Here is a 19,301-nt window from a genome sequence, read left to right as displayed (position 1 = left end):
GAAATATTTTCTCCTGGATGGCCGTATGTTAGATAAAACTGACCGTAAACTGCTGGCGTTATTGCAGAATGACTGCACGTTGTCCTTACAGGCCCTGGCCGACGCGGTGAATCTCACCACCACACCGTGCTGGAAACGGCTGAAAAAGCTGGAAGATGACGGCATTATCCGTGGCCGGGTAGCGCTGCTTGACGGTGAAAAACTCGGGCTGTCGCTGACGGCGTTTATGCTGATTAAAACGCATCAGCACAGCAGCGAGTGGTATCAGCAGTTTGTTGATGTGGTACAGAGCATGCCAGAAGTCATGGCGTTTTATCGCATGGCCGGTGAGTATGATTATCTGCTGCGAATCCAGGTGGCTGACATGAAACGCTACGATGCGTTTTACAAACGTTTAGTGAACGGCATTCCAGGCTTAATCGATGTCACTTCGAGTTTTGCCATGGAAGAGATAAAATACACTACGGCATTGCCGGTAAATCCATAATCTGATGCGGTATCACCGCTTTCTCCAACCCCCAGGAATTATTGCGTGCGATTGTTTAGCCAATTAAGTTGGTATTTTGCCCGGGAATGGCGTCGTTATCTCGGCGCGGTTTCATTGCTGATTGTGATAGCAATTTTGCAACTGCTGCCACCAAAAGTGGTGGGGGAGATTGTCGACGGCGTGACGCAACAGCAGATGAGCGCCGGGCAAATTATGATGTGGATCGGCTTGATGCTGGTAACCGCGCTGGTGGTCTATCTGCTGCGTTACGTCTGGCGCGTGCTGCTGTTCGGTGCCTCTTATCAGCTGGCGGTGGAGCTGCGCGAAGATTTTTATCGTCAGCTGAGCCGGCAGCATCCTGAATTTTATCTGCGCCACCGCACCGGTGATCTGATTGCCCGCGCCACCAACGACGTCGACCGGGTGGTATTTGCCGCCGGCGAAGGAGTACTGACGCTGGTGGACTCTCTGGTGATGGGGCTGGCGGTGCTGATCGTAATGAGCACGCAAATCAGCTGGCAACTGACGCTGCTGGCGCTGTTACCAATGCCGGTAATGGCGCTGGTGATTAAACGCTACGGCGATCAGCTGCATAACCGCTTCAAACTGGCACAGGCTGCGTTCTCCTCATTGAATAACCAGACTCAGGAAAGCCTGACCAGTATCCGCATGATCAAAGCTTTTGGTCTGGAAGACCATCAGTCTGCCCAGTTTGCCGATATCGCCCGTGATACCGGCGAGAAAAACATGCGCGTCGCGCGCGTGGATGCGCGTTTTGATCCCACTATTTATATCGCAATCGGCATGTCTAACCTGCTGGCGATTGGCGGCGGCAGCTGGCTGGTATGGCATGGGGACATGACGCTGGGCCAGTTGACCAGTTTTGTGATGTATCTCGGCCTGATGATCTGGCCAATGCTGGCGCTGGCGTGGATGTTTAATATTGTCGAGCGCGGCAGCGCGGCGTGGAGCCGCATTCGCGCGCTGTTGTCAGAAGCGCCAGCGGTCGCCGACGGCGATAAAACGCTGCCGGAAGGGCGCGGTATGTTGCAGGTGGCGATCCGTGAATTTAGCTGGCCGGGCAGTCAGCAGGCCGCGTTACGCAATGTGAATTTCAACCTGAAGCCGGGGCAGATGTTAGGGCTGTGCGGCCCGACAGGTTCTGGTAAAAGCACCTTGCTGAGTCTGATTCAGCGCCATTTCGATATTGCGCAGGGCGATATTCGCTATCACGGTATTCCGCTGACCCAGCTACGCATTGACAGCTGGCGTGGGCGACTGGCGGTGGTCAATCAGACGCCGTTCCTGTTTTCTGATAGCGTCGCCAATAATATTGCGCTGGGTCGTCCGGGGGCGACTCAGAGCGAAATCGAAGAGGCGGCGCGTCTCGCCAGCGTGCATGACGATATTTTGCGGCTGCCGCAGGGTTATGAAACTGAGGTGGGCGAGCGCGGTGTGATGCTGTCCGGCGGACAAAAACAGCGTATTTCTATCGCGCGCGCGCTGCTGCTTAACGCCGAAATCTTGCTGCTGGATGATGCACTGTCGGCGGTGGATGGTCGCACTGAGCATCAGATTCTGCATAATCTGCGCAGCTGGGGTGAAGGACGCACGGTGATTATCAGTGCCCATCGCCTGTCAGCTCTGACCGAGGCCAGTGAAATTCTGGTGATGCAGCACGGCGTGGTGGCGCAGCGCGGTAGCCATGAGCAGCTAACGGAACAGTCGGGCTGGTACAGCGATATGTATCGTTATCAGCAGCTGGAAGCGGCGCTTGATGAAGATGAGAATGAGAAGGGCGTGCCACATGAATAGTTTGCCGCAGATTTGGCCTACCTTAAAGCGCCTGCTCTCCTACGGTAAACCCTGGCGTAAATCGCTGGGTATTGCGGTAGTGCTGTTATGGATCGCGGCGGCGGCGGAAGTGATGGGACCGATCCTGATCAGCTACTTTATCGATAATATGGTGGCGAAACACCATATGCCGCTGGGGATCGCGCTCGGACTGGTGGTCGGTTACATCTTGCTGCAGGTGCTGGCGGCCTCACTGCATTACGCTCAGTCACTGCTGTTCAGTGAGGCGGCGGTCGGCGTGGTGCAACGCCTGCGCAGTGATGTGATGGATGCGGCGCTGCGTCAGCCACTCAGCGCGTTCGATACTCAACCGGTTGGGCAAATTATTTCGCGTGTGACCAATGACACCGAAGTGGTGCGCGATCTGTATGTCACCGTGGTGGCGACGGTACTGCGTGCCGCGGCGCTGATTGGTGCCATGCTGGTGGCGATGTTCAGCCTTGACTGGCGCATGGCGCTGGTGGCAATCACGATTTTCCCGGCGGTAATCACCGTAATGCTGATTTATCAGCGTTACAGCACGCCAATCGTGCGTCGGGTACGCAGCTATCTGGCGGATATTAACAACGGCTTTAATGAAGTAATTAACGGTATGAGCGTGATTCAGCAGTTTCGCCAGCAGGCTCGCTTTGGCGAGCGCATGGGCGAAGCCAGCCGTTCACACTATCTGGCGCGGATGCAAACGCTGCGGCTTGATGGCTTTTTACTGCGTCCGTTACTCAGCCTGTTCTCGGCTCTGATACTGTGCGGCCTGATGATGCTGTTTGGCTTCTCTTCGGTCGGCAGTATTGAGGTTGGCGTGCTGTATGCCTTTATTAACTACCTTGGACGACTCAACGAGCCGCTGATTGAGCTGACCACGCAACAATCAATGTTGCAGCAAGCGGTGGTCGCCGGCGAGCGTATTTTTGAACTGATGGATGCGCCGCGCCAGCAATACGGTCACGACCGGCGGCCGCTGACCAGCGGCCGCATTGAGGTTGACCAGCTCAGCTTTGCCTATCGCGACGATCGTAATGTACTCAGTGACATTAATTTGCAGGTGCCTGCGCGCGATTTTGTCGCGCTGGTCGGGCATACCGGCAGCGGCAAGAGCACGCTGGCTAATTTACTGATGGGTTATTATCCGCTGAAGCAGGGCGAAATTCGCCTCGATGGCCGCCCGTTGAGCAGCCTCAGCCACCAGACGCTACGTCAGGGCGTGGCGATGGTACAGCAGGATCCGGTGGTGCTGGCGGATACCTTTTTTGCCAATGTCACGCTGGGGCGCGATATCAGCGAGCAGCAGGTGTGGCAGGCACTTGAGACCGTACAGCTGGCCGAACTGGCGCGCGGCCTGGCCGAGGGGATCCATACCCGGCTGGGCGAGCAGGGTAATAATTTGTCAGTCGGCCAGAAACAGCTGCTGGCCATGGCGCGTGTGCTGGTGGCGGCACCGCAGATTCTGATTCTGGATGAAGCGACTGCCAATATTGATTCGGGTACTGAGCAGGCGATTCAGCGCGCGCTGCGGGCGATTCGTCAGCACACCACGCTGGTGGTGATTGCCCATCGCCTGTCCACCATTATCGAAGCCGATACCATTCTGGTGCTGCATCGCGGCCAGGCGGTCGAGCAGGGTAATCACCGAGAATTACTGGCGCAGCAGGGGCGTTACTGGCAAATGTATCAGTTGCAGCTGGCCGGCGATGAACTTAACTCGGGCATCACGGCCGAAGCCTGAGGACTGATTGCACCTTTTTTGCGCAATTTTTTCGGCATGTTTCACCTTGATGCACTTTCCTGAACAGCTAACGCACCGAAATGGTGCGTTTTGTCCTTATTGCCCGCCAGTACGCTGCGGCGCTTCCCATCCTGATGCCCGGTATTACCCGGTTGCAGACCGTCTTATTCGCTGAAATTTCCCGGTTTTTAATTTATGGCACAGCCTTTGCTTTATACATCCCGGGTTGGGTGTAACTGACATTTTCCAATAGCTGGAGGGGATCGTATGAAGCTGGTTACCGTGGTAATCAAACCGTTCAAACTGGAAGACGTGCGTGAAGCACTGTCCTCTATCGGCATTCAGGGCCTGACCGTCACCGAGGTGAAAGGTTTTGGTCGCCAGAAAGGTCATGCAGAACTCTATCGCGGTGCTGAGTACAGCGTGAACTTCCTGCCAAAAGTAAAAATTGATGTGGCTATCGCCGACGATCAGATCGATGAAGTGATCGACGTGATTAGCAAAGCCGCTTACACCGGCAAAATTGGCGACGGTAAGATCTTCGTTGCAGAACTGCAGCGTGTCATCCGTATTCGTACCGGTGAAACTGACGAAGCCGCGCTGTAATTTCGGGGTCTGAACTGTGATGGGATGGAATAAAATGAAAAAAGTACTGACGACGTTGGGTTTGGCAAGCCTGGCACTGTTACCATCGCTCGCGATGGCTGCACCTGCCGTTGCAGATAAAGCTGATAACGCCTTTATGATGATTTGCACCGCGCTGGTGCTGTTTATGTCTATACCAGGTATTGCATTGTTTTACGGCGGTCTGATTCGCGGTAAAAACGTGCTGTCGATGTTGACGCAGGTGGCGGTTACTTTTTCGCTGGTTTGCGTGCTGTGGATGCTGTATGGCTACTCGTTGGCGTTCAGCGAAGGTAATGCTTTCTTCGGTGGTTTCAGCATGGCAATGCTGAAAAATATCGAACTGACGGCCTTATCGGGTTCCTTCTATCAGTATATTCACGTGGCGTTTCAGTGTTCATTCGCCTGTATTACCGTGGGGCTGATTGTTGGTGCCATCGCCGAGCGTATTCGCTTCTCGGCGGTACTGATCTTTGTGGTGATTTGGCTGACGCTGGCTTATTTGCCGGTGGCGCATATGGTGTGGGGCGGTGGTTTCCTGGCACAGGATGGCGCGCTGGACTTCGCCGGTGGGACAGTGGTGCACATCAATGCCGCGGTTGCCGGTCTGGTTGGCGCTTACCTGCTGGGCAAACGTGCTGGCTTCGGTAAAGAAGCTTTCAAACCACACAACCTGCCGATGGTATTTATCGGTACGGCGATTCTGTATGTTGGCTGGTTTGGTTTCAACGCCGGTTCGGCAAGCTCTGCCAACGAAATCGCCGCGCTGGCGTTCCTCAATACCGTAATGGCAACAGCGGGCGCGGTACTGGCGTGGACCTTTGGCGAGTGGATGTTCCGCGGTAAGCCTTCACTGCTGGGTGCTTGTTCAGGCGTCATTGCCGGTCTGGTCGCAATAACGCCAGCCTGTGGTTATGTCGGCGTCGGGGGTGCTCTGATTATTGGTATCGCCGGTGGTATCGCTGGCCTGTGGGGGGTCACCATCCTGAAGAAATGGCTGCGCGTTGACGATCCCTGCGATGTGTTCGGTGTGCACGGCGTTTGTGGTATTGTCGGCTGCATCCTGACCGGTGTGTTCGCCTCTACCTCACTGGGCGGCGTTGGCTACGCAGAGGGCGTGACCATGGGCCACCAGGTGCTGATTCAGTTGCTGAGTGTGGTAGTGACGATTGTCTGGACCGCAGTGGTTGCCTTTATCGGCTTCAAAATTGCCGACATGATTGTTGGCCTGCGTGTACCGGAAGAGCAGGAGCGTGAAGGTCTGGACGTTAACAGCCACGGCGAGAATGCTTACAACCACTAAGCGTAATGGCTGACTAAGAAAAGCAGTGCAATAAAAAACAGAAGAAAAAAAAGGGGCGATGTCACTGACATCGCCCCTTACTATTTGCCTCCGGCCAGCTTAACTGCGATGACGCATAACCCCTTCCTGCACCGTCGATGCCACCAGCGTGCCATCCTGAGTATAAAATTCACCGCGTACAAAGCCGCGAGCGCCTGAAGCTGAGGTGCTGACTACGTTATACAGCAGCCACTGATTCAGATCGAAAGGGCGGTGGAACCACATCGAGTGGTCGATGGTTGCCACCTGCATTCCCGACTCAAGGAACCCCTTACCATGTGGCTGTAATGCCACCGGCAAAAAGTTGAAATCCGAAGCATAACCCAGCAGATACTGATGAATACGGATATCCTCGGGCATCTGACCATTTGCGCGAAACCACACCTGACGTTCAGGCAGATCCACATGCCCTTGCAGCGGGTTGTGAAACTTCACCGGGCGAATTTCCAGTGGTTTTTCAGCAAGAAATTTTTCGCGCGCCTTTTCCGGAATAAATTCCGCCAGCTGTATGGCGATATCGGTCTCTGAGGGCAGATTTTCCGGCCCCGGAACCTGCGGCATGCTGTTTTGATGTTCGTAACCGCTTTCCGGCGACTGGAATGAAGCGGTCATATAGAAAATCGGCTGGCCATTCTGAATCGCGCTGACGCGGCGCGCGCTGAAGCTATTGCCGTCACGCAGGGTTTCGACATCGTAGATTATCGGCTTCTGGCTGTCGCCGGGGCGTAAGAAATAGCTGTGAAAAGAGTGGATCATCCGGTCGGCAGGCACCATCTGTTTAGCCGCGTACAGCGCCTGGCCGACAACCTGGCCTCCAAAGACCTGGCGCAGGCCTAAGTCCTCGCTCTGACCACGAAACAGGCCTTCTTCTAATTTTTCTAATTTGAGCAGATCTAACAGGTTTTGCAGTGCCTGGCTCATAGCAACATCCTCGAAAATGGTTCAGCAGTTAGTTTGCGAGATCCGACCAGTTACCGTCAACTGCGTTCAAAGCTAATGCGCTGTTTTTTGCATTTCACGCTGATGAAACTGCTGTCCCAGGCAAAAATCAGTAAGTTGTGCCAGAATTAACTCTGTGACGCTGTTAATAGCGTAGTTTCCGGCAGGTTTACCGGCAAACATTGATCATAAGGAGCAGAAATCAATGAAACTTTGGCATGTAATGAGTGGCGCTGCGCTGGCTGTGGCACTGGCTGGTTGTGCAGATAAAAGCAATGATATTCCTACTCCAACGCTGGGATCGCCGACGGCTGGGCAGCAGGCGGCCATAGCGCAACCAAATGTCAGCGGCTCGGTGTATATCCGCCAGCGCATTGCCTTGCCACCTGACGCGGTACTGACGGTAACGCTGTCAGACGCTTCACTGGCTGACGCGCCGTCTAAAGTGCTGGCGCAGCGTGCGGTTCGTACCGATGGCAAACAGTCGCCGTTCCAGTTCGTGCTACCGTTTAATCCGGCAGATATCCAGCCTAACGCGCGTATCCTGTTAAGTGCCGCAGTGACAATTGATGGCAAATTGGCATTTATTACCGATACGGTTAAACCGGTTATTAACGGTGGTGGAACCAAAGCGGAGCTGATTATGGTGCCGGTGCCGTCAGTGGCGATGCCAACCCAAAACGGCGCGACCCGCACGGTACCGTCAACTTCACCAACGCAGGTGACGCCTTCAACTTCAGTACCGGCTCCGACAATGTACTGATAATTCTTGTGGGCAGTGAGAACATTACTGCGGTGTAGTCATTTGCAGGGGAGCCGTTTTCGGCTCCCGTCTTAACTTAAAGTTTCCAGCGGTAATCTGCCAGTGACACTTTCCCGTCGTTGCTGACTTCAACCCCTTCGGCCTCCAGCGCATCACGCTGGCGACTGAGATCGTCACCCACCAAAGATATCTCACCCTTACGATTGATAACCCGATGCCAGGGAAGTTTGCTGCCCTGCGGCAGACGGCGCAGCACGCCGCCTACTTGTCTGGCGGCACGCGGTGAGCCGGCCAGACGGGCGATTTCACCATAAGTGGTGACGCAGCCGAAGGGAATCGATGCCACTATCTGCCAGACACGTTGTTGAAAGCTGTCATTGTCGAACATGCGAATTATCCGAAGGAATAATTACAAAACCTTAATCGATAACTTATGGATACTAAAGCAATTTTAATCAGCGAGCCCGGCAGCCCGCGGCAGCATTGCTGCGATAATCGCCAGTATGATCAATTAACCGTCAAAATCGGCTGCGGATATTTTAGGCAGTAACCGGCAGTGCAACGCCGTTAAATTTGACTAAAATGCATCAGTTGTTCAAGAAAGCAACGGTCGCCTGGGGTTCGCTTGCAATTGATGAAGGCATCATTGATAATGCCTGCGCTCTGAACGTTAGAGCCGTCAATGGAGGCCCTGTTGGTGCTCCCGCAACGCTAACTTGTGAACTCGGTCAGATCCGGAAGGAAGCAGCCGCAGCAGGTAACGCGTGTGCCGGGATGTCGCTGGCAGGGCCTCCACCAATTTCAGCCCTTCGCATTACTTTTCCCGTCACAATATTTAAAGTTGCCTTTAACGTACATATTTCCAGACTGATACCGGAATTTTGTCGTACAGCTTATTCATGGTCAATTCAGCCAGTCGATGGTCCGCCGCAGAATTAAACACTTCTAATTCATCATCAGATAATTCGTACTTATTTTTTTCAATTACGCGCTCAAGAGTATCAATTGAACGACAACGTCTTAAACGCATCAGATAATCAGTTTTGGTCAGAATTTTGTCTGTCATTGTTAAACCGTAGTAAAAATAATGGGTTGCTAAAATGAATGGCTAGCTGATAAAGGTCGCTGAGCGCATTCTTCGATGAAGATGTTAAAAAGTCGCCTGGCTGATTTCTGCCAACGTTGAAGATCCTGCACATTAATACCGTAGTTACTAAAAAGCATAAATGTGTCATCAAGATATTCATCAATTTGAGCAATCAGATCCGTATCTTCAACGTGTTTAATTTTGTAATTCATGGTGAAAGAAGCGATATGCTCAATCAATTCGTTAAGTTGTAAATTGACGGCTGACGTCGGGTCGTTGACCCACCCATGGTGACTGTCGCCCAGGGTTGCCATACTCTCGTCATACAGATTTTCACACAAGAATTTCAATTGAGCAATATCATGCCTTTTCGGTGAGTATTCGTCCATCTCTTTCCCCTCCATAGCGAATGACAAAAGCCGTTACTTGGGCTGAGCTGAAGGTATGCGGCCTGGAAGCGATTATAAAAAAATACTTTATAAACGGACATATTGAATATAACGCAGATTAATTAATATTGCCTGAGGATATTACCAAAAATTACAATTCATCGGCGGTTGTTGGATAGTGGTTGTCAATCAGTTCAAAAACCAGATGGCCCGGAATAATCTGGAAACAGACGCTTTCAGCAACGGTCTGGCCAGCATCAATATCTAAACAGGCATTGAATATGTTCCATGTAAACTGATAACGCATCTTATAACGCAAACTTTCCAGTGGATCGACTGAAATAATTTTCAGGCTGTCGGGAACAAAACGCGCATCTTGCGAATACCAGGTTAAATCGCCAACTAACTGTGGTTGTATTTTGAGAATATTCTGTTGAATGACTTGCATCAATAATAGCGGGTTAACTTCATCCTGCGAATAATTGCACGGGATCAATTTGCGCATTTTTCCCTCATTAAGTTAATTTCACCTTAATGTTTATCATTGTGCCGCGCAGCCGATAAAGCAAGATGCAAAAAAAGATAATTATCTATCGTTATGATTTTTATGTGATTTATCTTGAAAGGTCAAGGCTTTTTCTCTGATAGCTTAAAGCATGAATATTAATTTATTTTACCAGATAAGCAAACCGTGCTGAATATCGCTGGCGTAACACCTCGAAACAGTTTTTTTGCCGTGTATAAATAACCGCCCGGAAGATTTAATGTTATGTTATAACATAATAAATCTGTCGGATCATCGTCATGCCTTACTCTTTTACCACCAAACCCACGCTGTTTACCCGCTCTGCGGCAGTCAGGCTGTTACTGAGTCTGATACCCATTGCCTTGCTGTGCGCGGCACTGGGCTGGGCAATGTCACAATGATTAGCCTGGATAAGTTACAGGCGGGATACCGGCATCAGTCGGTGACACCGCCGATCAGTGGACGCTTTTTACCGGGATCGATGACTGCGCTGGTTGGTGCCAACGGCTGTGGCAAGTCGACGTTACTGAAGACTCTGGCGGGGTTACTGCCGCCGGTGAACGGCTCATATCAGTTATCGCTGCCGCCCTCTGCCGTTGGCTGGCTACCGCAGCAGACGGAAATCGAACGCCAGTTCCCGATCACCGTGTTTGATCTGGTGGCGATGGGGTGCTGGCAGCGCACCGGCTGGTTTGGCTGCATTGGCCGTCAGCTGCGTCAGGAGATTATGCAAACGTTGCGTAAGGTGAGAATGGACGATTTTGCCGATGCGCAACCCGGAATGCTGTCTGGTGGCCAGTTACAGCGGGTGCTGTTTGCGCGTTTACTGATGCAACAGGCTTCTCTGCTGCTGCTGGACGAGCCGTTTACCGGCATTGACAGCCAGACCATTGCACTGCTGCTGGACTTACTGGCCGATCGCCATCGTCAGGGCTGCACCTTAATCGTGGTGCTGCACGATATGAGCATGGTCGATACCTGGTTTCCGCAAGTTCTGCGCTTACAGGACGATGCTGCCGAATGGCGTTCGCGCGACGTGCAGGCCGCGTCGCTGCGCCAGATGGGAGAGCGATAATGGTTATCTCGCTGCTGCAACCTTTTATCGAATTTGGTTTTATGCGCCGGGCGTTAGTGGCCTGTATTGCGTTATCGATTAGCGCCACTCCGCTGGGGGTATTTTTACTGCTGCGGCGTATGAGCCTGGTTGGCGACGCGTTATCACATGCGGTGTTGCCGGGTGCGGCGATTGGCTACCTGATTTCCGGCCTGTCGCTGGTAGCGATGGGCGTGGGCGGTTTTATCGCCGGGTTGTCGGTGGCACTGCTTTCCGGCGCAGTCAGCCGCTTAACCCCGTTGCGTGAAGACGCCAGCTTTGCCGGTTTTTATCTGGGTTCGCTGGCTTTAGGCGTCACGCTGGTGTCGCTGCGCGGATCGAGTGTCGATCTGCTGCACGTGCTCTTTGGATCGCTTTTGGCGGTTGATAATCAATCGATCCTGCTGGTAGGTAGCATTGCCGCGATTACCCTGATGGCACTGGCCTTGATCTATCGTCCACTGGTTATCGATGCCTTCGATGCCAGTTTTCTGCGTGCGCAAAGCCGCTGGAGCTCACCGCTGGTCAACGGCATTTTTCTGATACTGGTGGTGATGAATCTGGTGGCCGGATTTCAGGTGCTCGGTACTTTGATGTCGGTTGGACTGATGATGTTGCCCGCTACCAGCGCCCGCTTCTGGAGTATTCGCCTGCCGGGAATGCTGACCGCCGCAATAATTCTCGCGGTGATCGCCAGCTTCAGTGGCCTGTTTGCTTCATTTTATCTCTCACTGCCTGCCGGTCCGGCGGTGGTGCTGAGTGCCGCAATACTGTTTTTTATCTCAATTTTATTGGGGCCCTGCGGTGGTCTGCTCAGCAGCCTCCGCTTTTTAACGACAGGCAAGGAGAAAGTATGAAGAAGTTATCATTGGCGCTGGCGGTTGCGGCACTGCTCAGCAGCCCGCTGGCGTTGGCGAAAACGGTAGAAACCGTTGCCAGTTTTACCGTGTTAGCCGACATCGTGCAGCAGGTTGGCGGCGAACATGTCCGGGTAAGAAGTCTGGTTGGACCGAACGGCGATCCGCACAGCTTTGAGCCAACGCCACAGGACAGCCAGGCTTTATCAAAAGCGCAGGTGGTCTTTGTCAGCGGCCTTGGGCTGGAAGGCTGGATGGATCGACTGGTCAGCGCCTCGGGTTATCAGGGCAAAGTCGTGGTTGCATCTCAGGGTATTGATACGCGCAAAATGACAGAAGATGGGCAAACCATTACCGATCCACATGCGTGGAACAGCATGCACAACGGCACGGTGTATGCTACTAACGTGATGAATGCGCTGATCGCTGCCGATCCAGATAATGCGGACTACTTCCGTCAGCACGGTGCGGCCTATATCAGCCAGCTCAACCAGCTGGATAGCTGGGCGAAACAGACCTTTGACGCGATTCCTGAGGCGAAACGTCAGGTGCTGACCAGTCACGATGCGTTCGGCTATTTTGGTCAGCGTTATGGCGTACGTTTTCTTGCGCCGGTTGGTTTTTCTACCGAGTCGGAAGCCAGTGCTGGCGATGTGGCGGCGTTAATTAAGCAGCTTAAAACCGGGGATATTCATCGCTACTTTATTGAGAACCAGACCGATCCGCGGCTGGTTAAGCAGATTGCCTCTGCCACCGGCGCACAGCCGGGCGGGGAACTGTATCCTGAAGCGTTATCAGAAAAAGATGGGCCAGCAGCCAGCTATATTGCGGCATTTAAGCACAACGTTGAGGCGATGGCAGGCAGTATGAAGTAATAAAAAAGGGCCGGATGGGAAGTCCGGCCCAAAAGGACAACATGACACAACAACACTATCGTTTTTTCTTTCTGCCCTGAACCGCTTTAAAGCGTGGGTTAGTTTTGCAAATCACATAGATGCGACCGTGGCGACGCACTACCTTGCAGTCTTTATGACGCTTTTTGGCTGAACGTAATGAACTCAGTACCTGCATGAGACAGTTCCTTATTTATTGCTGCTACCAAGAAAACTGCCAAAACGCTTATTAAAGCGAGCTGCACTGCCTTCCTTGTTGAACTCTTTCTGCTTGCCGGTGTAATACGCATGGGAAGCGGAGGAGACATCAAGCGTTACGTAAGGATAAGTTGCCCCTTCGAACTCGACGGTGCGGTCGGTTTTGATGGTCGATCCTACTTTGAAGTAGTGATCGGCACTGGTGTCATGAAAAATCACCGGGCGATAGTGGGGATGGATATCAGCTTTCATGGTTGCTCCAAAATGGTATGTTATAACATAACAATTATTATGCGCGTCGCTTAGCTGAAATGCAACCCGATCCGCAGGCAAAAAAAAGAGGCCGCATTTGCGGCCTCTTTCAGTCACTGAGAAAACTTAGTGATCTTGTGATTTATGCTCGACAGGATGTCCGTGCTCAACTTCTTCTTTGTGTTTACTGAAGCGGCGACGAACCACGACAAAGAACACCGGTACGAAGAAGATTGCCAGTACCGTCGCGGTGACCATGCCGCCCATTACGCCAGTACCTACGGCGTTCTGAGAGCCGGAACCCGCACCGGTACTGATGGTCAGAGGCAGTACCCCGAGGATAAACGCCAGTGAGGTCATCAGAATTGGACGTAAACGCATACGAACTGCATCCAGCGTCGCTTCTACCAGACCTTTGCCTTCTTTCTCCATCAGATCTTTGGCGAATTCTACGATCAATATCGCATTCTTCGCCGACAAGCCAATGGTTGTCAGCAGGCCTACCACAAAGTAAACGTCATTACTGAGACCACGCAGGGTGGTAAACAGCAGCGCACCGATAACCCCGAGTGGCACTACCAGCATGACTGAGAACGGAATTGACCAGCTCTCATACAATGCCGCCAGACAGAGGAATACCACAATCAGCGAGATGGCATACAGGGCAGGGGCCTGGTTACCGGACAGACGTTCCTGATAGGACATACCCGTCCAGTCATAGCCGATACCGGTTGGCAGCTTAGACGCCAGCTCTTCCATCAGATTCATCGCGTCACCAGAGCTTTTGCCCGGTGCAGCCTGGCCAAGAATCTCCATGGATGGCAGACCGTTATAGCGTTCCAGACGCGGCGAGCCATATTCCCACTTCGCCGAAGAGAAGGCGCTGAATGAAACCATGCCACCGCTGCTGTTACGCACATACCAGTCACCAATGTCGCTTGGCAGCATACGGTAAGGCGCTTCACCCATTACGTACACTTTCTTGACGCGACCGCGGTCGATAAAGTCGTTAACGTAACTTCCGCCCCAGGATGCACCCAGCGTGGTGTTGATATCAGAGATAGAAACACCTAATGCCTGTGCTTTCTCCTGGTCGATATTCAGCTTGAACTGTGGCGTATCTTCCAGACCGTTTGGACGCACACCCACCAGCTCATCGCTGTGTTGCGCGACCATACCCAGTAACTGATTACGCGCCTGAGTGAGTTTTTCGTGACCCAGGTTAGCCTGATCGATCAGCTGGAAGTCAAAACCGGTTGCCGTACCCAGCTCGACAATTGCCGGCAGGTTAAACGGAATGACCATCGCATCTTTAATTGACGAGAGGGCACCCATTGCACGTCCGATAATCGCCGGGACTTTGTTTTCTGAACCTGAACGTTCATCCCACGGTTTCAGACTGACGAAGGCAATACCGGTGTTCTGACCACGACCTGCAAAGCCAAAGCCGTTAACGGTAAACACGGATTGTACGGTGGCTTTTTCTTTTTCCAGGTAGTAATCAGTGATCTGATCCAGCACCTTCTGAGTACGTTCCTGAGTCGCACCCGCTGGCAGCTGAGCCATGGTCAGAAATACCCCCTGGTCCTCTTCCGGCAGGAACGAGCTTGGCAGGCGCAAGAACAGAAACGCCATGCCGACTACGATCAGCAGGTAGATAACCAGATAACGACCGGTACTGCGAATGATATGGCCCACACTATCGGTGTAGTGATTGGTGCTCTTATCAAACATGCGGTTAAACCAGCCGAAGAAGCCAGTGGTCTTACCGTGGTCGCCTTTTTTAACCGGCTTCAGCATGGTGGCACAAAGTGCCGGAGTCAGGATCAGTGCAACAACGACCGACAGAACCATCGCCGAGACGATAGTGATCGAGAACTGACGATAGATAACACCGGTCGAGCCGCCAAAGAACGCCATCGGAATAAATACCGCTGACAGCACCAGCGCAATACCCACCAACGCGCCCTGAATCTGGCCCATTGATTTACGCGTGGCTTCTTTCGGTGGCAGTCCTTCTTCCACCATCACGCGTTCGACGTTCTCCACCACCACGATGGCGTCATCCACCAATAGCCCGATTGCCAACACCAGACCAAACATCGTCAGGGTGTTTATCGAATAGCCAAAGGCGTTGATGATGGCAAATGTACCCAGCAGAACTACCGGCACCGCAATCGTTGGGATCAGAGTTGCGCGGAAGTTTTGCAGGAACAGGTACATGACCAGGAACACCAGCACGATAGCTTCAACGAGGGTTTTCACCACTTCATTGATAGAGATCTTAACAAACGGCGTGGTGTCGTACGGGTAAACCACCTGTAGACCAGACGGGAAGAACGGTTCCAGTTCAGCCAGCTGCGCTTTTACCGCGGCAGCGGTATCCAGTGCGTTAGCACCGGTCGCCAGTTTAATACCCAGACCGGAAGCCGGCTGGCCATTAAAACGGGCAATGATCTCGTAGTTTTCACCGCCGAGTTCGATTTTCGCAACGTCACTCAGGCGAACCTGAGAACCATCCTCGTTGACTTTCAGCAAAATTTTGCCGAACTCATCGGTTGAGGTCAGACGGGTCTGCGCGATAATCGAGGCGTTAAGCTGCTGGCCTTTCACCGGTGGCGTACCACCAAGCTGGCCGGCTGCAACCTGTGAGTTCTGGTTGTTAATAGCGCTAATCACATCAACCGGAGTTAAGGCATAGTTGTTCAGCTTGTGCGGATCCATCCAGATACGCATCGCATACTGCGCACCAAACAGCTGAGTATCACCAACGCCGTTAACACGACTGATAGGATCTTTAATGTTGGAGCCAACGTAGTCCGAAATATCGTTCTGCGTCATGCTGCCGTTAGTGTTGATGAAACCTGCCACCATCAAGAAGCTGCTGGACGATTTCTGAACCCTGATCCCCTGTTGCTGAACTTCCTGCGGCAGCAACGGCGTTGCCAACTGCAGTTTGTTCTGCACCTGAACCTGAGCGATATCCGGATCGGTTCCCGATTCAAAGGTAATCGTCAGCGTAACCGTACCTGAGGAGTCACTACTGGAACTCATATACATCTGGCCATCAAGGCCATTCATATTCTGTTCGATTACCTGTGTGACCGAGTCCTGCAAGGTTTTCGCATCCGCACCTGGGTAGGTTGCTGTGATCTCAATCGCAGGTGGAGCAACATTAGGATATTGCTCAATCGGCAGTTTGAGAATCGACAGCGCACCCGCCAGCATAATGATGATGGCGATGACCCATGCAAATATGGGGCGATCGATAAAGAACTTAGCCATGTATCAGCGGCTCCTGTTTAAGACTTGCCTGGTTCAGACTGCTGCTGCGAATCTTGTTTCTTCGCCTCGTCTGAACTCATTTCTTGCGGAGTCACCTTAGCGCCGGGTTTCGCACGCTGAATGCCGGTAACAATCACGCGATCGCCATCCTTCAGGCCTGCAGTCACTAACCACATATTGCCAATCGCCTTCTCAGCGGTCAGCTTGCGCTCTTCCACTTTATTGTCTGCACCAACGATCATCGCGGTAGCTTCACCGGTTGGCGTCCGCGTTACACCTTGCTGTGGAACCAGCAGGGCATTTGGATTGGTACCTTCATCCAGACGTGCACGAACGAACATACCCGGCAGCAAACTTTTGTCAGGGTTAGGGAACATAGCGCGCAGCATAATCGAGCCGGTGGTCTCATCCACGGTAACATCAGAGAATTCTAATGTTCCCGCCTGCGGGTGAGTATTACCATCCTGCGTTAACAGTTTGACGCTGGCTTTGCCGTCAGTCTGTTTCAGTTTGCCGGATTGCAGCTCTTCACGCAGGCGCAGGAAATCACCGCTGGATTGCGTCACATCGACATAGATCGGGTCGAGTTGTTGCACGGTTGCCAGTGCGGTAGTCTGACCGCTTTGCACCAGTGCACCTTCCGTCACTGTCGATTTACCAATGCGTCCGCTAATTGGCGAAGTCACTTTGGTATAGGCGAGATTGATACGCGCGCTTTCGACATTGGCTTTAGCAGCCTGAACTGCGGCAGCAGTCTGGCTCTGGGTCGCAATCGCCTGGTCGTAATCCTGCTGACTGATGTATTTGGTGCCGAGCAGTGGCTTATAGCGTTTCACCGTTACAGCGGCGATTTGCGCGTTTGCCTGAGCCTGCGCGAGGTCGCCCTTAGCGCTGTCATAGGCAGCCTGATAGGTAGCCGGATCGATCTGATACAGCGATTCCCCGGCTTTAATCTCACTTCCCTCAACGAAATTCCGTTTCAAAATAATGCCCGAAACCTGCGGGCGCACTTCTGCAATACGGTAAGATGAGGTTCTTCCCGGTAGGTCAGTGGTAATGGTCAACGGTTCACTTTTCAGGGTGACGATGCCAACTTCTGGTGCTTGTTGCTGGCCGGCTTCCTGGGATTTATTTTCATCACATCCTGTTAGCACTAAGCTGCCTGATAGCATCAGGACGGCCGCCAGAGGCGTTAACCCTCTGTTTTTGTTCATAAATAAACCTCGAGTGTCCGATATCGATTGTTCAATGGATCACAAACCGTTAAACCCATTGCTGCGTTTAAATTATGGTCGTGCTATGTTACATACATTCGCAAATGTATGTAAATCTAACCTTTTGTAAATACCCCACTTATGGCACGAAAAACCAAAGAACAAGCCCTTGAAACGCGGGGCCAAATCATTGATGCGGCAATTGCCCGGTTCTCTGAACATGGTGTCTCTGCAACGTCACTGGCAGATATTGCTCATGCTGCCGGCGTGACACGTGGTGCGATTTACTGGCATTTCAAAAACAAAGCCGACTTACTGAATGAGATTTGGGCGCAGTCTGAGTCCGGAATGGAGGACTTAGAACATGAGTATCAAATAAAATACCCAGGTGATCCACTATCAGTTATGCGCGCAATGCTTAACTATGTCTTTGAGGCAACAGCACGCGACCAGCGCAGAAGGTCACTTATGGAAATCATTTTCCACAAGTGTGAGTTTGTCGGTGAAATGACAACTCTGCAAATGGTGCAGCAAAATTTATATCTGGAATGCTACGAAAAAATTGAAGAAGTCCTGCGCGACTGCATCGGACACCAGCAGTTACCGGCTGACCTTGATACCCGACGCGCGGCGGTAATCATTCGCGGCTACGTCAGCGGTATTATGGAAAACTGGCTGTTTATGCCGGAGAGTTTCGATCTGGCGGCGGATGCGCCACTTTTAGTGGAAACCCTAATCGAAATGCTGACCAGCAGCCCGTCGCTCCGTCAGCCTGCCAATGGCAAATAATCTATGCCTGCGCCAGCTTATTTTCGAAATCGCGTCTGATGATCTCCAGTGCCGCCAGCACCGTTTGCGGTGCCACCTGGTTCTCTTCCAGCAGCATAATCAGATCGACTGCCAGTTTGACCTCATCGGGGGCATTTTCTAAAGACATCCTTCACTCCGTTAAATTCGTAATTTTTTAACCACCAGTAGCATCAGCAGTGAGCCGAGCAGGGCGAACAACAGCGCCCGTGGGTGCAGTTGAGTCAGTGAGCCCCAGCTGAAGTAGCTGCTGATATAGCCGCCAATCAATCCACCGATCATCGCCAGCACCAGCGTCGGAATTAATCCCCCCGGTCGGCCAGGGAAAAATTTACGCACCACAAAACCGGCGAGCAGGCCGATAATAATCCAGCTGACAATTCCCATTGTGCTTCCCCCGATGTCACCAGGCTGTGATTATAGTTAAAAACCCTGTTCACGTTGAGCAATCTCCTGCTCAATCTGCTTCAGCGCCGCACGGCAGCGCTGTAACCGCGCTTCCAGCGCCACCATCTCCTGCTGAATTTTTTGCTGTTGCAGCAGCGTTTCCTGTTGCCCAAGTTGGCGCTCGCGTTCCATCAGCATTGCCAGCAGACGCCGCTCAAATTCATGATGGTCGGCCAGTTTCTGATGCAATTTTTCCGCCGGGCTTTGCTTCACGCCCTCCTGGCTGCGCAGCGTCTGCGTGGCAACCTCACGCTGTAGCGCGCCAGTTTGCAGCACCACCCGTTCTGCCAGCCAGCTGAGACGCTCAGGCTGGGTTCCGGCCACGCACTGTTTTAATTGTGCCAGCGTTTGCTGCACTTCCTGTAGATAATCCCCAAGGCGCGTGCTCTTGCAATAAAACAGCTGATTGTCGAAGCGCGCCCGGCGAGTGCGACGCTCCGCCAGTGGCGAGATGCTACGCGCCAGCTGATTGAGCCGCGCATCCAGCTGTTGCAGTAAAAGGGTGGTTTTCATTAAGGTTT

At 52.6% G+C, this 19,301-nt stretch carries 23 protein-coding genes and 1 other RNA gene; 12 read left to right on the top strand and 12 right to left on the bottom strand.

Annotated elements, in window-relative coordinates:
• Positions 1-25: 25 nt before the first annotated feature.
• The 5 genes from ACP3TC_RS16095 (at position 26) to amtB (ending at position 5,991) form a co-directional block, all read left to right on the top strand.
• Positions 26-487, top strand: coding sequence for an Lrp/AsnC family transcriptional regulator (locus ACP3TC_RS16095; RefSeq protein WP_313856141.1), 462 nt, complete (start codon positions 26-28; stop codon positions 485-487).
• A 45-nt stretch (positions 488-532) separates the two neighbouring features.
• Positions 533-2,302: a SmdA family multidrug ABC transporter permease/ATP-binding protein gene (locus ACP3TC_RS16090; protein ID WP_313856143.1), complete on the top strand. Its 1,770-nt coding sequence runs from the start codon at positions 533-535 to the stop codon at positions 2,300-2,302.
• A complete protein-coding gene (locus ACP3TC_RS16085) occupies positions 2,295-4,064 on the top strand; it encodes a SmdB family multidrug efflux ABC transporter permease/ATP-binding protein (protein ID WP_313856144.1) in 1,770 nt (589 codons plus the stop codon). The genes ACP3TC_RS16090 and ACP3TC_RS16085 overlap by 8 nt, the downstream gene beginning before the upstream one ends.
• A 267-nt stretch (positions 4,065-4,331) precedes the next feature.
• On the top strand, positions 4,332-4,670 hold the full coding sequence (glnK, locus tag ACP3TC_RS16080; protein ID WP_313856146.1) for a P-II family nitrogen regulator: 339 nt from the start codon (positions 4,332-4,334) through the stop codon (positions 4,668-4,670).
• A 34-nt stretch (positions 4,671-4,704) separates the two neighbouring features.
• Positions 4,705-5,991: an ammonium transporter AmtB gene (amtB, locus tag ACP3TC_RS16075; protein WP_313856149.1), complete on the top strand. Its 1,287-nt coding sequence runs from the start codon at positions 4,705-4,707 to the stop codon at positions 5,989-5,991.
• Positions 5,992-6,090: 99 nt separating this feature from the next.
• Here amtB and tesB read toward each other — a convergent pair whose 3' ends face one another.
• A complete protein-coding gene (tesB, locus tag ACP3TC_RS16070; protein WP_313856151.1) occupies positions 6,091-6,951 on the bottom strand; it encodes an acyl-CoA thioesterase II in 861 nt (286 codons plus the stop codon).
• A gap of 223 nt (positions 6,952-7,174) precedes the next feature.
• Here tesB and ACP3TC_RS16065 point away from each other — a divergent pair, with 223 nt between their 5' ends.
• Complete coding sequence (locus ACP3TC_RS16065; protein ID WP_313856153.1) at positions 7,175-7,732, top strand: YbaY family lipoprotein; 558 nt, start codon at positions 7,175-7,177, stop codon at positions 7,730-7,732.
• 76 nt (positions 7,733-7,808) lie between these two features.
• Here the strand turns inward: ACP3TC_RS16065 and ACP3TC_RS16060 are convergent, their stop codons facing one another.
• The gene (locus ACP3TC_RS16060) at positions 7,809-8,120 is read right to left on the bottom strand and encodes an MGMT family protein (protein WP_313856155.1); all 312 of its coding nucleotides are present in this window, start codon (positions 8,118-8,120) and stop codon (positions 7,809-7,811) included.
• A gap of 304 nt (positions 8,121-8,424) precedes the next feature.
• On the opposite strand from ACP3TC_RS16060, the gene ffs reads away from it, so the two are divergent.
• Positions 8,425-8,521, top strand: an RNA gene (gene ffs, locus ACP3TC_RS16055) — signal recognition particle sRNA small type.
• A gap of 58 nt (positions 8,522-8,579) precedes the next feature.
• Here ffs and ACP3TC_RS16050 read toward each other — a convergent pair.
• From ACP3TC_RS16050 to ACP3TC_RS16040, 3 genes are all read right to left on the bottom strand, one after another.
• Positions 8,580-8,798, bottom strand: coding sequence for an HHA domain-containing protein (locus ACP3TC_RS16050; RefSeq protein ID WP_052899294.1), 219 nt, complete (start codon positions 8,796-8,798; stop codon positions 8,580-8,582).
• A 29-nt stretch (positions 8,799-8,827) separates the two neighbouring features.
• Entirely contained in the window at positions 8,828-9,208 is a 381-nt protein-coding gene (gene tomB, locus ACP3TC_RS16045) for an Hha toxicity modulator TomB (protein ID WP_313856157.1), read from the bottom strand.
• Between the two features lie 151 nt (positions 9,209-9,359).
• Positions 9,360-9,713, bottom strand: a complete 354-nt coding sequence (locus ACP3TC_RS16040; protein WP_313856159.1) for a hypothetical protein — start codon at positions 9,711-9,713, stop codon at positions 9,360-9,362.
• 299 nt (positions 9,714-10,012) lie between these two features.
• Between ACP3TC_RS16040 and ACP3TC_RS16035 the strand changes: the two genes are divergently transcribed.
• The 4 genes from ACP3TC_RS16035 to ACP3TC_RS16020 are packed head-to-tail and all read left to right on the top strand — an operon-like array spanning position 10,013 to position 12,559.
• The gene (locus tag ACP3TC_RS16035; RefSeq protein WP_313856160.1) at positions 10,013-10,135 is read left to right on the top strand and encodes a hypothetical protein; all 123 of its coding nucleotides are present in this window, start codon (positions 10,013-10,015) and stop codon (positions 10,133-10,135) included.
• On the top strand, positions 10,132-10,809 hold the full coding sequence (locus ACP3TC_RS16030; protein ID WP_313856161.1) for a metal ABC transporter ATP-binding protein: 678 nt from the start codon (positions 10,132-10,134) through the stop codon (positions 10,807-10,809). Before ACP3TC_RS16035 ends, ACP3TC_RS16030 begins: the two co-directional genes overlap by 4 nt.
• A gap of 5 nt (positions 10,810-10,814) precedes the next feature.
• Positions 10,815-11,684 (top strand): metal ABC transporter permease, encoded by an 870-nt coding sequence (locus ACP3TC_RS16025; RefSeq protein WP_426818289.1) that lies wholly within the window; start codon positions 10,815-10,817, stop codon positions 11,682-11,684.
• On the top strand, positions 11,681-12,559 hold the full coding sequence (locus ACP3TC_RS16020) for a metal ABC transporter substrate-binding protein (RefSeq protein WP_426816824.1): 879 nt from the start codon (positions 11,681-11,683) through the stop codon (positions 12,557-12,559). The genes ACP3TC_RS16025 and ACP3TC_RS16020 overlap by 4 nt, the downstream gene beginning before the upstream one ends.
• A 55-nt stretch (positions 12,560-12,614) precedes the next feature.
• On the opposite strand, the gene ykgO is transcribed toward ACP3TC_RS16020, so the two are convergent.
• From ykgO to ACP3TC_RS16000, 4 genes are all read right to left on the bottom strand, one after another.
• Positions 12,615-12,755, bottom strand: coding sequence for a type B 50S ribosomal protein L36 (ykgO, locus tag ACP3TC_RS16015; protein WP_072133188.1), 141 nt, complete (start codon positions 12,753-12,755; stop codon positions 12,615-12,617).
• Between the two features lie 11 nt (positions 12,756-12,766).
• Entirely contained in the window at positions 12,767-13,027 is a 261-nt protein-coding gene (locus ACP3TC_RS16010) for a type B 50S ribosomal protein L31 (RefSeq protein ID WP_426816823.1), read from the bottom strand.
• A 126-nt stretch (positions 13,028-13,153) separates the two neighbouring features.
• The gene (gene acrB / locus ACP3TC_RS16005) at positions 13,154-16,312 is read right to left on the bottom strand and encodes a multidrug efflux RND transporter permease subunit AcrB (RefSeq protein ID WP_313856163.1); all 3,159 of its coding nucleotides are present in this window, start codon (positions 16,310-16,312) and stop codon (positions 13,154-13,156) included.
• A 17-nt stretch (positions 16,313-16,329) separates the two neighbouring features.
• Complete coding sequence (locus tag ACP3TC_RS16000; protein WP_313856164.1) at positions 16,330-17,526, bottom strand: efflux RND transporter periplasmic adaptor subunit; 1,197 nt, start codon at positions 17,524-17,526, stop codon at positions 16,330-16,332.
• A 141-nt stretch (positions 17,527-17,667) separates the two neighbouring features.
• Between ACP3TC_RS16000 and acrR the strand changes: the two genes are divergently transcribed.
• Positions 17,668-18,315: a multidrug efflux transporter transcriptional repressor AcrR gene (acrR, locus tag ACP3TC_RS15995; RefSeq protein ID WP_313856166.1), complete on the top strand. Its 648-nt coding sequence runs from the start codon at positions 17,668-17,670 to the stop codon at positions 18,313-18,315.
• A 1-nt stretch (position 18,316) separates the two neighbouring features.
• On the opposite strand, the gene rsmS is transcribed toward acrR, so the two are convergent.
• Genes rsmS through priC form a run of 3 tightly spaced genes read right to left on the bottom strand, consistent with a single transcriptional unit; the run spans position 18,317 to position 19,293 of the window.
• Positions 18,317-18,463: a pleiotropic regulatory protein RsmS gene (rsmS, locus tag ACP3TC_RS15990; RefSeq protein WP_313856167.1), complete on the bottom strand. Its 147-nt coding sequence runs from the start codon at positions 18,461-18,463 to the stop codon at positions 18,317-18,319.
• An 11-nt stretch (positions 18,464-18,474) separates the two neighbouring features.
• Complete coding sequence (locus tag ACP3TC_RS15985) at positions 18,475-18,720, bottom strand: GlsB/YeaQ/YmgE family stress response membrane protein (protein ID WP_313856169.1); 246 nt, start codon at positions 18,718-18,720, stop codon at positions 18,475-18,477.
• A gap of 36 nt (positions 18,721-18,756) precedes the next feature.
• A complete protein-coding gene (priC, locus tag ACP3TC_RS15980) occupies positions 18,757-19,293 on the bottom strand; it encodes a primosomal replication protein (RefSeq protein WP_313856170.1) in 537 nt (178 codons plus the stop codon).
• Positions 19,294-19,301 lie beyond the last annotated feature (8 nt).

Origin of the sequence: Winslowiella sp. 2C04, assembly GCF_050037805.1 — a bacterium.
GTDB classification, from domain to species: domain Bacteria; phylum Pseudomonadota; class Gammaproteobacteria; order Enterobacterales; family Enterobacteriaceae; genus Erwinia; species Erwinia toletana_A.
This window is presented reverse-complemented; position numbering and strand designations above follow the sequence as displayed.